The organism is Mesorhizobium sp. B264B1B (assembly GCF_020165765.1).
Classification (GTDB): Bacteria; Pseudomonadota; Alphaproteobacteria; order Rhizobiales; family Rhizobiaceae; genus Mesorhizobium.
Map to the genome: position 1 here is coordinate 457962 of NZ_JAIUIS010000004.1, position 13696 is coordinate 471657.

Here is a 13696-nt window from a genome sequence, read left to right on the forward strand (position 1 = left end):
GCCCGTTCATTCACCGCTCGCATACAGCCAACGTGCGACAAGAGCGTCGGTGTCGGCACCGAAATCCGCGCGCGCGCCTTCGGAAAAAACCGTGCCGTTCTTGACCACATAGACGTAGTCGGTGATGGCAAGCGCGGCGCGAATATCCTGGTCGACCAGCAGCACGGCCTTGCCGAGTTCGCGGGCAAGATCGCGGACGATGTCGTAGATCGTCTCGCTGGTCTGCGGATCGACGCCGGCGGTCGGTTCGTCGATCAGGTAGACCGACGGATCGGCCATCAGGCTGCGTGCGATCTCGACCTGCCGCTGCTGGCCTCCCGAGAGCTGGCCGGCAGGCTGCGCGCGTTTCTCGCGAACGACGGGAAACCGCTCATAGACATGTTCCAGTTTCTCGGTCAGCACCGTCTTCTTCGGCCTGGCATGCCAGAGACCGAGTTTCAGGTTCGATTCGACCGAGAGATGAGGAAAGAGGCTCGGCCGCTGCGGCAGGTAGGCCAGGCCAAGGCCCAGCATCCGGAAGGGCGGGTTTCCGGTGATGTCCACGTCTCGCAGAAGCACCCGGCCGGCACTCGGTTTCAGAAAGCCGAACAACGCCTTGAGAAGCGTCGACTTGCCGGTGCCGTTCGGCCCGACCACACAGGAAATGCTGCCAGGCCAGGCCCTGACCGAAACGTCGCGCAATATGTCGATGTCGCGCGTATAGCCGGCGACAAGGTTCTCGCAGGCGATCAGCGGCGGGGTCGATGGCAGGGAAGCGGTTTCCATTATCGTGCTTCCCGATGCGTTGCGCGGGATCCCGTATAGGCGTGCACGACCTCGGGATTGCGCAGCACCTCGGCGACCGCGCCGTCGGCGATCTTGCGCCCTCGCGCCATCACCATGACGCGCGTTACGACCGACTGGATAGCCTCGAGGTTGTGATCGACAACGACGATGGTGTGACCGTCGCGATTGAGGCTCCTTATGTGCTCGATGATCTCCTCCAGCAGGCGCGGGTGGACGCCGGCGAAGGGCTCGTCCAGAAGCAGCAATCTCGGTTTGAGCATCAGCGCCCGGCCGAGTTCCAGCAGCTTCTGCTGGCCGCCGGAAAGCGCTCTTGCATAACTGTCGGCGAGATGGTCGAGCCTCAGGAAAGCAAGGACCCCACGGGCGCGCTCCTCTGCCGCGGCGCGCCGCTCAGCCGGGTCGGAAAGTGCCGGCACGATCAGGTTTTCCAGCACGGTCATGCGGCGGAACAGGCGGGGAACCTGAAAAGTACGGGCAACACCGCGGCGCGCGAAAAGATTAGCCGGCGAGCGCGCCATGTCGATGCCCTCGACGAGGATGGCACCGCCGTCGGGTTTGAGCGCGCCCGTCACCATGTTGATGGTGGTCGTCTTTCCCGAGCCGTTGGGACCGATCAACCCGACAATTTCGCCGCGGGCCAGGGCAAAGGATAAGCCTTCGACGGCATGGATGCCGCCGAAATGCTTGGCAAGACCACTGACCGAGAAAAAAGCGGTGTCCTTCTCAACCGGCATGGGGTTCCTCGGTGGTAGCAGTTGGAACAGGCGCTTGTTCCCGTGGCCGCGCGCGGAAGCGCGCCCAGTTTTCGACCATCGGATACAGGCCGTTCTGCGCGAAGCGTTGCACCAGGATAAGCGCCAGACCCATCAGCACGAAACGCCATTCGCCGTAGGACCGCAGCGTCTCGGAAAGCAGGAAGACGACGACTGCACCGACCACGGCGCCGGGCAGGCTTTCGATGCCGCCGATCACCGCCATCGCGATAACCAGACCCATCTCCGGCAGGATAGCCATGTTGGGCGTCAGGATGCCGATGAAATGGCCGTAATAAATGCCGGCTATCGCCGCGATCACGCTGGTTACCACGAAGACGAGAATCTTGTAGCGCGTGGTATCCACCCCGCTGGCGCGCGCGGCGCCCTCGTCTTCCCGGATGGCACGTAGAAAAAGACCGACGCGGGTCGCCAACAAGGCATTCATTCCCAATACCGCCAGGACGACGAGCGCAAGGCCGAAATAGTAATAAGGCAGGTCCGATCGACCGGAAAAGAGGCCGGGCACCGGCAAGCCCAGCATGCCGCGTGTGATGTCCTCCTCCGCGACCAGCACGAGGCGGAAGATTTCCGAAATGGCAAGCGTGAAGAGGGCCAGATAAGGCCCGGAAAGCCTCAGGACGAGCGCGCCGATCAGGGCGCCGGCCACGACGGCAAGAGCGATGGCGGCAAGAATGGCAAGCGGCAGCGGCATGCCGATCTGGCCAACGAACAAGGCCGAGGCATATCCGCCCAGCGCGGCAAAAGCCACATGGGCGAAGGAGAACTGACCGGCGAAACCGGCAAGCAGCGCCCAGCTAGCGGCAAGCAGCGCATAGTACCAGGCGATGGCGCCGACGTGGGTCCAGTATGGTCCGACGCCGAGCGGCACCAGCAACGCCACCACGAGCAGAATCGCCTGAGCCGATTGCGAGAATGTTGGACGGATCATTGCCGTGCCCCTATTCCAGCCGCAGATGCGAGCGGCCGAACAGGCCGGTCGGCCGGAAGAGCAACGCAATGACGAGCAGCAGCGCTCCGAACGCCTGCGTATAGGCAAGCGCGCGATTGGGGTCCGGCAGATAGCCGACACCCAGCCCTTGCACCAGGCCGAGCAGGATGCCGCCGGTAATGCTTCCGCCGACGGAACCCATGCCGCCGAGCACGATGATGATGAAGGCCTGCACGGCCGGCAACTCACCCATCGACGGCGACAGGGCGAAGATCGGCGCGATCAACGCCCCTGCCCCGCCGGCAAGCGCCGAGCCGATGCCGAAAGCGATGGTGTACATGCGGCGTGGATCGATACCGATGACCGCGGCGGACTCGCGGCTCTGGCTCACCGCATCGAGTGCCTGGCCAAGCGAGGTGCGCTTCAGGAAAAGCGTCAGACCGACAAGCAGGACGACGGCAGCGACCGCAGCGATCAGCCGGTCGTAAGGCAGGATCAACGGACCGAGGATCAGCGCTCCCGTCATGAAGGACGGCGGCGCCTTGGCGAAGGGACCGAAGACGACAAGGCCGAGATTGGTGATCAGAATGGTGAGGCCGAAGGTGACGATAATGGCGTATTCGTCCTTGCGCTCGACCTTGTCGGTATACATCGGCGCTATGACGAGCCTCTCGAAGAGCACGCCGAAGATGAACAGGGCCACCATCGCGCCGGCGACACCGACAAGCGGCGGCGCATGGAACCAGGCGATGATGTAGTAGGACGCATAGCCGCCCAGCATATAGAGCGATCCATGGCCGAAATTGACGACCTTCAACACCGAGAAGACCAAAGTGAGCCCCGCCGCCGTCAGCGCGAAAATGAGGCCGATGACCAGGCCGTTGACGGCCAGGAGGAGGAAATAGCTCATGGGTTCACATCACCTCGTTGTCGGCCGCCTGTCCAGTGAAGCGGCCGCCGGCGGCTATGGAGCCGCCGGCGTGCCGTTCATTTGCCGGGCATGACCTTGTCGGTGGTGGCCCACTTCTTCGGATAGACGATCGCAGCATCCTCCGGCGCCTGGTTCACGGCCGTGTATTGGATGATCGTGAACGGCACGTCGACGAACTGATGGAAAGCCCAGTCGGGAGATTTGGTGGTCGGGAAGGTGTAGGTGGCGTTCACCCCTTCATATTTGATCTCTTCCAGTGCCTTCACGATCGCCGCGCGGTCAGCCGAGCCTGCCTTCTTGATCGCTTCGACGACGACACCGAACGTGTCATAGGCCTCCATGGCCACGCCGGTCGGTGCCCTGTTGTAGCGTTCGGTGAACGCCTTCACGAATGCTTTGGCCTTGTCGTTCCATTGCGACTTGGGCTGCGCGACGTTGACGATGAGAAGATTGTTGGCGCATTCGCCGTCGACTTCCCACACTTCCTTCTGCAGCAGACCCGAGGAGCCGATGAGGGCCGTTTCGGCAGTCGGTGCGAGGCCGAGCTGGCAGGCCTGCTTGACCAGCTGATACTGCGCCTGTCCGGCGATCACCATCTGGATCGCATCAGGCTTCGGGCTCTGGTTCATCAGGCGCAGCAGCGCGGGCGTGAAATCCTGCTGGTTCAGGTCGATCGTTGCCAGCGTATAGGGGACGTTCTTGGCCTTCAGCTCATCGGCGATGACCTTGGCCCCGCCCTGGCCGAAGTCCGTGTTTTCGGCGATGATGGCGATGTTCTTGAAACCTTGCTCGACCGTCCAGTCGGCCGCCTTGACGTAAACGAGCGAGTTGGCCGGAGCGAGACGATAGACTTCCGGATACTGCTTGGCCGTGATGGCATCCGCCCATACGTCTGTACCGACCCAGGCGACGCCGTATTTGTGCGCCTCCTCGATTTCGGCGAGGGCGACCGAGGAATGGAATTCGCCGAAGATTGCGGCGACGTTGTTCTTGGTGATGAGCCGAACCGCCGCCGCGCTGCCGTCGGCCGGCTGCCCTTTGGTGTCCTCGTAGCTCACCTTCAGCTGACGGCCGAGCACGCCGCCGACCTTGTTGACCTCGTCAACTCCGAGCTGCACCGCCCATTGCATCTCCTGGCCGCCGGAATAGTTGCCGGGCGGCGACAGCGGCCCCACCCAGCCTAGCGCGATTGGATCCTCGGCCAGAGCCGGTGCGGCTGCGAACGGCAAGGAAGCCAGCGCGAGTGCCGCCAGCGCTCCCAAATGACTGGATATGGTCTGTTTCATGCGAATTTCCCCTGTTCTTGTTTTCTGATTGAATGAAACACTACGCTCATTTCTGGCAGATTGAAATATTCATTGCAGCTCGTCAACGGCCGGCGTAAATTCGCGCCATGTTGGAACCCGCCTTCCGCTCGCGCCTGCTCGAGAGTTTCGAGACGATGCCGCGCCAGCTTCGCGCGGCGGCGCAATGGGTGCTCGACAATCCGCGTGACGTTGCCCTCCTGTCGATGCGCGTCCAGGCGCAGCGCGCCGGGGTGACCCCGGCATCGATGACGCGGCTTGCCCAGCGCATGGGCTTCGACGGCTACGATAGCCTGCGCGACCTCTACGCCGAGCAACTTCGCCGCGGCGAGAAGGAGTTCTTGGGCAAGGCCGAAGCATTGATGGCGCGGCGGAAGCGCGGAGGAGACGGCGCGCTGGCCTTCGAGCTGGCCGAAACGCTCGAGCGCCATATGGCGAAGCTTTGCGATCCGGCGACGCTGGAGGCGGTGACCCGGGCAGCCTCGGTGCTGGCAGGCGCCAAGCGCATCTATGCGCTGGGCTATCGGTCGAGCTACCCCGTCGCCTGCCATTTCGCCTACGTCTATGGCCTCGCCGGCGGCGCGGTGCGTCTGCTTGACGGCGTCGGCGGAACCGGACCTGATCCTTTGTGGGAAGCGGGAGCGGGCGACGTGCTTTTGGCGATCAGCGTCAAGCCCTATACGCGCGCCGCCGTCGAACTCGTCGATTATGCACGCAGCCGCGCGCTCGAAATCGTGGCGATTACCGACAGCGTGGTCTCGCCGCTCGTCAACCGGGCGGGCGCCGTCATCATCGTGCCAACCGAGAGCCCGTCCTTTTTCCACACCATGGCGCCGGCCTTTGCCATCGCCGAAACGCTGGCCGCGATCCTGGCGGCCGCCGCCGGCGATCGCGCGCTGGCCGCCATGCGCGACGTCGAACGTCAGTTCGACACCCTTTCCACCCATATCTACGAAACCAGGCAACGGTCATGACGCATATCCTCCATCGCCAGATCCACCACGACTATCCCGTTGCCGTCGGCGGCGATGGCGTCACCGTCATCGACAGCAAGGGACGCCGCTATATCGACGCCTCCGGCGGCGCGGCCGTCTCATGCCTTGGCCATCAGCATCCGGCTGTTCTTGCCGCGATGCATGCCGAACTCGACCGGCTCGCCTATGCGCATAGCAGCTTCTTCACCACCCGGCCGGCGGAGGAACTGGCGGACGAACTTGCCGCTCACGCGCCGGGCGATCTTCATCACGTCTATTTCGTCTCCGGCGGATCGGAAGGCATCGAGACCGCCCTGAAGATGGCGCGGCAATATTTCGTCGAGCGCGGCGAGCCGCAGCGCCGCCGCTTCGTGGCCCGTCAGCAGAGCTATCATGGCAATACGCTGGGCGCGCTTTCGGTGGGAGGCAACGCCTGGCGCAAGGCGCCGTTCGAGCCCATGCTGATCGAAAACCATCATATCGAACCATGCTATGCCTATCGGCATCAGCGGCCGGATGAAGGCAGCGAGGCCTACGGGCTGCGCGCCGCCGATGCGCTTGAGACGAAGCTGCAGGAACTCGGGCCGGAAACGGTCATTGCTTTTGTCGCAGAGACCGTGGTTGGAGCGACTCTCGGCGCCGTGCCACCCGCACCCGGTTATTTCAGGCGCATCCGCGAGATTTGCGATAGCCACGGCGTGCTGCTCATCCTCGACGAAGTCATGTGCGGCATGGGTCGCACCGGAACACTGCATGCCTGCGAGCAGGAGGGCGTCGCTCCCGACATCATGGTGGTCGCCAAAGGACTCGGCGGCGGCTACGCCCCGCTCGGCGCGGTGCTGGCGTCCGAGCGGATATTCGATGCCTTTTCGCAAGGCAGCGACTTCCAGCACGGTCACACCTATATCGGCCATCCGCTCGCCTGTGCGGCCGGCCTCGCCGTGCAGCGGGTCATCGAGCGTGATGGTCTGATTGCCAATGTCGCGGCGCGAGGCGCCACGCTCGAACGACGGCTGCGTGAGCGCTTCGGCAACCATCACCATGTCGGGGACATTCGCGGGCGCGGCCTTTTCCAGGGCATCGAACTTGTCGCGGATCGCTCGGCCAAGGCCCCGTTCGATCCGCGCCTGAAGGTCCATGCCCGGATAAAATCGGAAGCGATGCAGCGGGGGTTGATGGTTTATCCGATGGGCGGCACCGTCGATGGGCGGGCTGGCGATCACGTCCTGCTTGCACCGCCATTCATCGTCGACGACGGCACGGTCGATATTATCGTCGACCGTTTGGGCGACGCCGTCGATGCCGCGATCGGCAGCATTGCGATCTAGCACACGAGACGCTCACCGACCGGGACTATAGTCCGATCGGCATCAGCCCCGACCTGGCCTCACAGTGCCGCGCCAGACCATCGGCGCGTGGCAGGTCAGGCGACTGCCGGCGCCTGCTTCCTCGCGCGAACCGGCGGCCAGTCGCACGGCGTGCGTGGCAATCTCCTCAATCGGCGGCGCAAAGGTCGTCAGCCGGTAGGAAGCCCAGTCAGCCTGCTCGATGTCGTCGAAGCCGGCGACGCAGAGATCGCGCGGGACGTCGACGCCGAACTCGTGGCGCGCCGCGTCCAGAAAACCGCAGGCGATCAGGTCGGTCACGCAGAACGCCGCATCCGGTCGCTGCCGGCCCGACAGCAGGCGCCTTGCGCCTTCTGCCCCAGTCGCATAACCCGTGCGGCCCTCGCGCCACTGGATCACCTCCAGCCGTTCCTTCCGCGCCGCGGCAAGAAACGCCGTCTCGCGCGCCACCAGACTGGGCGTGCCGGCTGCCGACGTCACCAGGGCAGGCCTGGTGCAACCGGCACGAAGAAAGGCGTGAAGTGCCGCCTCGGCGGCGGCGGCGTTGTCCACGCCGATGTTATGCGGCCCGTCGAACTGGTCGTCGCGATTGATCAGGATCAGGCGCTGCCCGTTCTCGAGGCAGGTTCGGATCAGCTCCTGCGGCGGCGTGCCGGACAGCACGATCGTCGCATCGGCACGGTAGTTCAGCGTGTTGCGCAGCGCCTGGTCGACATGGTGGCTGGGGCCCGACGTGTTGAAAACCATGGCCACTTTGCCGGCATCCCTCAGATGCTGTGTCAGCGCCCGCAGGATACGGGCTTGGTAGGGCGTGTCGCCATCGGCGACGACAAGGCAGACGATGCCCGTCGATGCCCGCATCAGGCCGCGCGCCAGGTGGTTGACGTGATAGCCGAGCTGCTCGGCCGCCAGCAGCACCCGCTCCCGGGTTTCTTCCGAAACGCTGGCGCCGGGCGTGAACGTGCGTGACACGGCCGAGCGCGAAACGCCGGCAAGGTCCGCGACTTGCTGGGCACTGGAAAAGCCATTACGGCCTCTTGGCGTCGTCATGCACACTCCCACTGCCGTTTACCGATTCCTTGCACGCACGTGCAGCATAGCGCAAGCCGGTCACAGGTGTCACCGCCGCCCTTGACACACATGCGTAAATGAAACAGCTTTGCACAGCCGTGCATGAAGCCGGCGCCGGAGGCTACCTTGCCCATTTCTTCGCAGACCGCATCGGAGCTGCCATTGCCTGGACGGACAGCGTGAACAGCATGGCGGTGCAGCCGAAAGCCAGCCGGATGTCCGAAGCCGAACTCGACAGGCGCGCCGATGTTTGCCGGCAACTGCTCTTGTCGTCGGGAAACATGGCGATGCAGGGCTACAGCCAAATCGACGCAGCGCAGCCTGTGGAGATGAAGGGGCCGCAGGATTTCCTGACCGAGACCGACGGCAAGGTCGAGCATCACATCCGTACGACGTTGGCCGCGGCCTTTCCCGAGGACGGGTTTTTGGGCGAGGAAACCGGCGGCAGCGGCGGCTCTGATCGCATGTGGGTCGTCGACCCGATCGACGGTACGGCGAATTTCATGCGCGGCATTCCGCATTTCTGCGTTTCGATCGTCTTCGTTCAGAACGGCCGCAGCGAGATCGGCGGGATCGCCAATCCGGCGATCGGGGAGGTCTATTTTGCCCGCCGCGGGCACGGTGCGACGCGCAACGGCGCGGCGATCCATGTTTCGCGCACCCAGGCCTTCGACCGCGCCTCCGTGGAGTTCGGCTGGTCGCCGCGGATTCCCAACCGCGACTATCTGGACAAGGTGGCCCTGGTCTGGTCGCTGGGCGCCAATGTGCGCCGCTCCGGTTCGGGGGCGCTGGGCCTTGCCTATGTGGCCGACGGCCGCTCGGATGCCTATGCCGAGCTTCATATCAATGCATGGGACTGCCTGGCCGGATTGCTGCTGGTCGAGGAAGCCGGCGGGCGCGTCAACCGCTTTCTCGACGGCGACGGCATGGCGAAGGGCAATCCGGTGCTTGCTGCGGCGCCGGGTGTGGCGGCGAGATTGTCCCAGGTGATCGGAGTGCCGCTCGACGACGAATAACCAATTCCAGAGAGCATGAAAGGGAGGAATATCGATGAAAGGTCCATTTGATCGCAGACAAGGCAGGACGTGGCTTGGCCTTGCGGTGCTGGCCATTTTCGGTCTGGCCGGCGGCACCCATGCGGCGGATCGCAACCTCGTGATGTATTGCGGCGTCGACGAAGCCTGGTGCCGGGCCATGGCCACGACCTACCAGAAGGAAACCGGCGTCAGCGTCGACATGACCCGCATGAGCGCCGGCGAGATCTATGCGCGCCTGCGGGCCGAGAAGGACAATCCGCAAGCCGATATCTGGTGGGGCGGCACCGGCGACCCGCATCTTCAGGCGGCGGAAGAAGGTCTCACCCAGGAATACAAGTCGCCGCAGCTGACGAACCTGCGCGACTGGGCTTTGAGGCAGGCTGAACGCGCCAAGAACCGCACCGTCGGCATCTATCTCGGCGCGCTTGGCTACGGCTACAACGAGGAAGACCTGAAACAGCGCGGCCTGACGGCGCCGGCCTGCTGGGCGGATCTGGTCAAGCCCGATTTCCAGGGCGAGATCGAGATGGCCGACCCCAATTCCTCGGGTACTGCCTGGACGATGCTGGCGACAATCGTGCAGCTGATGGGCGAGGACAAGGCTTTCGACTATCTCAAGCAGCTCAACAAGAACATCGCCGAATACACCAAGGCGGGCGCCGCACCTGCGCTCGCCGTGGGCAAGGGCGAGACGCTGGTCGGCATTTCCTTCCAGCACGACGTCATCAACGCCGCCAAGCAGAATCCGGCCGTCAAGGTGGTCTCGCCCTGTGAAGGCACCGGCTTCGAGATCGGGTCGATGAGCATTGTTGCCGGGGCCAAGCATATCGACGAGGCGCGGAAATTCTACGACTGGGCGCTGACGCCAGACGCGCAGAAACTTGCGGCTCCGAACGGCAGCTACCAGATCCCGTCGAACACCGGCACCCCGGTGCCGCCCGAGGCGCCGGACCTCAGCAAGATCAAGCTGATCGACTATGACTTCGCCAAATATGGATCGTCAGCGGAGCGCAAGCGGCTGTTGAAGAAATTCACCGATGAGGTCCGCAACGGCGGCTGATCTGGTCCGTACGGCCGATCCGCCGGCTGCCTGCGGGGCAGCCGCCGCAACCCCGACCATACCAAAGGAAGATGTCGAATGGCACGGGCTTCGCCCTATCCCATGGCCAATGACCTCCCGGGGCGCAGTGCCGCCGGATGGCTGGCGCTGGCATGGGCGAGCTTCATTGTGCTGCCATGGTACCAAGTCGAAGGCGGCTTGCTTTCCTTTGACTGGCTGGCGCGTCCGGCGGAGGCGGCACCAGCGATCCTGCTGTCGCTGAACGGCCGGCTCTGGCTGCTTCCCTTGGTCCTGCCACTTCTCCTGGCAAGCTGGCTCGTCGCGCGCCGGAACCTCCCCGGCCTGGCGGCGGCGGGCGCTGCCGGTCTCGCCTGGCTGGCGGTCGAGGGTTTTTCCATCATCCATTCGGGTTGGGGATTTGCCTGGCTTGGGCATCTCGCCAGTACGCCGGGGCCGGTGCAGCCGGGTCTCGGCTGGGGTGCCGTGCTGTACGCGGTGGCGATGCTGATGTTCATCGCCGAGGCGCTGGCCGCGCGTGGCTGGTGCAAGGGCGACCGTTTTGTCGTCGGCTCGCTGCTGATCGTGATCGCTTCGCTGATCCTGTTCGTGGCTTATCCGCTGTTGTCGATCCTCGCTTCCGCCATCGAGGACAATGACGGCAATGTCGTGCCGGCTCTGTTTGCCGAAAAGCTGTTCAGTGCCAACATCTGGAGCCTGCGCTGCCTCTACGGCGACGGTTCCTGCGGGGTGGCGTGGAATACGGTGGCGATCGCGGTGATGGTGGGATTCTTCTGCACGGCGCTAGGCCTGGCGCTGGCGCTGATTGCGTTGCGCACCAGGCTGCCTGCCAAATGGCTGCTGCGCGGCCTCTCCATCCTGCCGATCATCACGCCGCCTTTCGTCATCGGCCTGGCGCTGATCCTGTTGTTCGGCCGGGCCGGCATCGTCACCAATCTTTTGTCAGAACATCTCGGTATTCCGCGCAGCCGCTGGATCTACGGCATGGCCGGCATCACCATCGCGCAAGTGCTGGCTTTCACGCCGATCGCCTTCCTGGTCCTGGCCGGCGTGCTGCAGGGCGTCAGCCCGAGCATGGAGGAGGCCTCGCAGACCTTGCGCGCCAGCCGTTGGCGCACTTTCAGCACAATCACCTGGCCGCTGATCCGCCCGGGGCTGGCCAGCGCCTTCCTGATCTCGTTCATCGAGAGCATGGCCGACTTTGCCAACCCGCTGGTGCTGGGCGGCAACTTCAACGTGCTGTCGACGGACATCTTCTTTGCGGTGGTGGGCGCTGCGCATGATCAAGGCCGTGCGGCGGTGCTGGCGATCGTGCTTCTGGGATTCACGCTCGCCGCCTTCGTCATCCAGCGCCGCTGGATCGGCAGCCGCAGCTACGTCACCGTCGCCGGCAAGGGCGATGGCGGTGTGCCGGCCACGCTGCCCAAGGGCTTGCGCATCGGCTGCTACGCCGCCGTCGTTCCCTGGTTGCTTCTGACCGTCGTGGTCTATGGCATCATCCTGGGCGGCGGCTTCGTGCAATCGATCGGCCGCGACAACACGCCGACGCTCGAATATTTCCTCACCGCTTTCTCCGTCGAGAAAGGCGTCAATGGCTGGTTCCTGAGCGGGTCGGCCTGGCCGTCGCTGCTGATGACCATCGGCCTTGCGCTGGTGGCGATGCCGTTCACCGCCGCGCTCGGCATCCTGACCGCCTATCTGCTCGACCGGCAGCATTTCGCCGGGCGCACGATGTTCGAATTCCTCGCCATGATGAGCTTTGCCATTCCCGGCACGGTCGTCGGCGTCAGCTATATCCTCGCCTTCAACGTGCCGCCGGTGCAACTGACCGGCACCGGACTGATCATCGTCATCTCGTTCATCTTCCGCAACATGCCGGTGGCGATCCGCGCCGGCCTCGCCAATCTGGGGCAGATAGACAAGAGCCTGGACGAGGCATCGCTGACACTGGGCGCGCGTTCCTTCGCCACCTTGCGGCGGGTGATCCTGCCGATCCTGAAGCCGGCGATCGTGACCGCGATGATCTACAGTTTCGTGCGTGCGGTGACCGCCGTCAGCGCCGTCATCTTCCTGGCGACCGGCCGCTTCAATCTCGCCACCGTCTATATCGTCGGGCGAGCCGATGTCGGCGAATACGGCATCGCCATCGTCTATTCGGCGGTGCTGATCGTCGTCATGATGATCATTCTGGTCGCCATCCAGCTGCTGGTCGGGGAACGCCGGCTTGGCCGGCGCCGGGCCGAGGCGCAAGCCGTGGTGGCACCAATCTGATCGGGAGAAGCGTATGGATCAAACGGCGAAGAACGCTGCCCCCGGCGTGGTGGACAGACCGGCAGTGCGTTTCGAGGGCGTCACCAAGAAATACGGCGCCGTCACTGCCGTCGACAATGTCAGCTTCGACATCGCACCGGCCAGCCTGGTGACGCTGCTGGGACCCTCCGGCTGCGGCAAGACGACGACGCTCAGGCTGATTGCCGGGCTTGAGCACGCAAGCCACGGGCGCATCGTAATCGACGGCAAGGACGTCACCTTGCTGTCAGCCGCAGAGCGCGACGTCAGCATGGTCTTCCAGTCCTATGCGCTGTTCCCGCACATGAACGTCATGGAAAATGTCAGCTACGGCCTGCGGGCGACGGGGCTCGGCAAGGTTGAGGCAGCAGGGCGCGCCGCCGAGAAGCTGGCACAGGTCGGCCTGTCCGGCTACGAGAAGCGCCAGCCGAGCGAACTTTCGGGCGGCCAGCAGCAGCGCGTGGCCGTGGCGCGCGCCATCGTGCTGGAGCCGAAGGTGCTTTTGTTCGACGAGCCGCTGTCCAATCTCGATGCCAAGCTGCGCCGGCGCGTGCGCGATGAGATCCGCGGTCTTCAGCAGGACCTCGCGCTGACCGTGGTCTATGTGACGCATGACCAGGAGGAGGCGCTGGCCGTGTCCGATCGCATCATCGTCATGAACGCTGCCCGCGTCGCCCAGGACGGAACCCCGCGCGACCTCTACAACGAACCCAGGAACTCTTTCATCGCCGATTTCATGGGCGACGCCAACCTGCTCGATGTCGAGGTTCTCGCCAGCAATGGGACGAATGCCGAGGTAAAGGTCGGGCCGCTGCGGCTCGACATGCGGCATCGCGGCATCGCGGCGGGGCCGGCGGTGCTGGCCGTCCGGCCGAATGCCGTGCGCCTCGTCGCCGGCCAGCCGGCAGCCGGCGGGATGAGAGGGCGCGTGGTCAAGAGTTCTTATCTCGGCGACCACATGGAATACCGCGTCGCGATAAACGATCCGGCGGTCGAGCTGTTTGCGACGTCGCCGGTCGTCACACCCGCCCTGCCGGAAGGCAGCGTCGTCGCGGTCGATTTCGATCCGGCAAAGATCGTGCTGATAGCGCGCGACAAGTCCTAGCGCACACCGCTACCGGTGCGCCTGATACGAAAATAGTGGTTCTCGACGTTCCATGTCGATGTTACGAATCT

At 64.4% G+C, this 13696-nt stretch carries 12 protein-coding genes; 6 read left to right on the forward strand and 6 right to left on the reverse strand.

The genetic code is table 11. From position 1 onward, the window contains the following. Positions 1–6: 6 nt before the first annotated feature. The 5 genes from LB547_RS11405 to LB547_RS11425 form a co-directional block, all read right to left on the reverse strand. Entirely contained in the window at positions 7–765 is a 759-nt protein-coding gene (locus LB547_RS11405) for an ABC transporter ATP-binding protein (RefSeq protein WP_140498392.1), read from the reverse strand. After that, entirely contained in the window at positions 765–1520 is a 756-nt protein-coding gene (locus LB547_RS11410; RefSeq protein WP_140498393.1) for an ABC transporter ATP-binding protein, read from the reverse strand. Before LB547_RS11410 ends, LB547_RS11405 begins: the two co-directional genes overlap by 1 nt. Continuing rightward, entirely contained in the window at positions 1510–2490 is a 981-nt protein-coding gene (locus LB547_RS11415) for a branched-chain amino acid ABC transporter permease (protein WP_140566420.1), read from the reverse strand. The genes LB547_RS11410 and LB547_RS11415 overlap by 11 nt, the downstream gene beginning before the upstream one ends. 10 nt (positions 2491–2500) lie before the next feature. After that, a complete protein-coding gene (locus LB547_RS11420; RefSeq protein WP_140524813.1) occupies positions 2501–3400 on the reverse strand; it encodes a branched-chain amino acid ABC transporter permease in 900 nt (299 codons plus the stop codon). 77 nt (positions 3401–3477) lie between these two features. Next, complete coding sequence (locus LB547_RS11425; RefSeq protein WP_140763379.1) at positions 3478–4707, reverse strand: ABC transporter substrate-binding protein; 1230 nt, start codon at positions 4705–4707, stop codon at positions 3478–3480. Between the two features lie 107 nt (positions 4708–4814). On the opposite strand from LB547_RS11425, the gene LB547_RS11430 reads away from it, so the two are divergent. Then, entirely contained in the window at positions 4815–5699 is an 885-nt protein-coding gene (locus LB547_RS11430) for a MurR/RpiR family transcriptional regulator (RefSeq protein ID WP_140515002.1), read from the forward strand. Next, positions 5696–7027, forward strand: coding sequence for an aspartate aminotransferase family protein (locus tag LB547_RS11435; protein ID WP_140763382.1), 1332 nt, complete (start codon positions 5696–5698; stop codon positions 7025–7027). Before LB547_RS11430 ends, LB547_RS11435 begins: the two co-directional genes overlap by 4 nt. 42 nt (positions 7028–7069) lie before the next feature. Here LB547_RS11435 and LB547_RS11440 read toward each other — a convergent pair whose 3' ends face one another. Continuing rightward, complete coding sequence (locus LB547_RS11440) at positions 7070–8095, reverse strand: substrate-binding domain-containing protein (RefSeq protein WP_140581243.1); 1026 nt, start codon at positions 8093–8095, stop codon at positions 7070–7072. A gap of 236 nt (positions 8096–8331) precedes the next feature. On the opposite strand from LB547_RS11440, the gene LB547_RS11445 reads away from it, so the two are divergent. The 4 genes from LB547_RS11445 (at position 8332) to LB547_RS11460 (ending at position 13625) form a co-directional block, all read left to right on the forward strand. Then, entirely contained in the window at positions 8332–9132 is an 801-nt protein-coding gene (locus LB547_RS11445) for an inositol monophosphatase family protein (protein ID WP_181172228.1), read from the forward strand. Between the two features lie 34 nt (positions 9133–9166). Continuing rightward, positions 9167–10213 (forward strand): ABC transporter substrate-binding protein, encoded by a 1047-nt coding sequence (locus LB547_RS11450; protein ID WP_140581246.1) that lies wholly within the window; start codon positions 9167–9169, stop codon positions 10211–10213. A 78-nt stretch (positions 10214–10291) separates the two neighbouring features. Next, complete coding sequence (locus LB547_RS11455) at positions 10292–12502, forward strand: ABC transporter permease (protein ID WP_224656011.1); 2211 nt, start codon at positions 10292–10294, stop codon at positions 12500–12502. Positions 12503–12515: 13 nt separating this feature from the next. After that, positions 12516–13625, forward strand: a complete 1110-nt coding sequence (locus LB547_RS11460; RefSeq protein WP_140560386.1) for an ABC transporter ATP-binding protein — start codon at positions 12516–12518, stop codon at positions 13623–13625. Positions 13626–13696 lie beyond the last annotated feature (71 nt).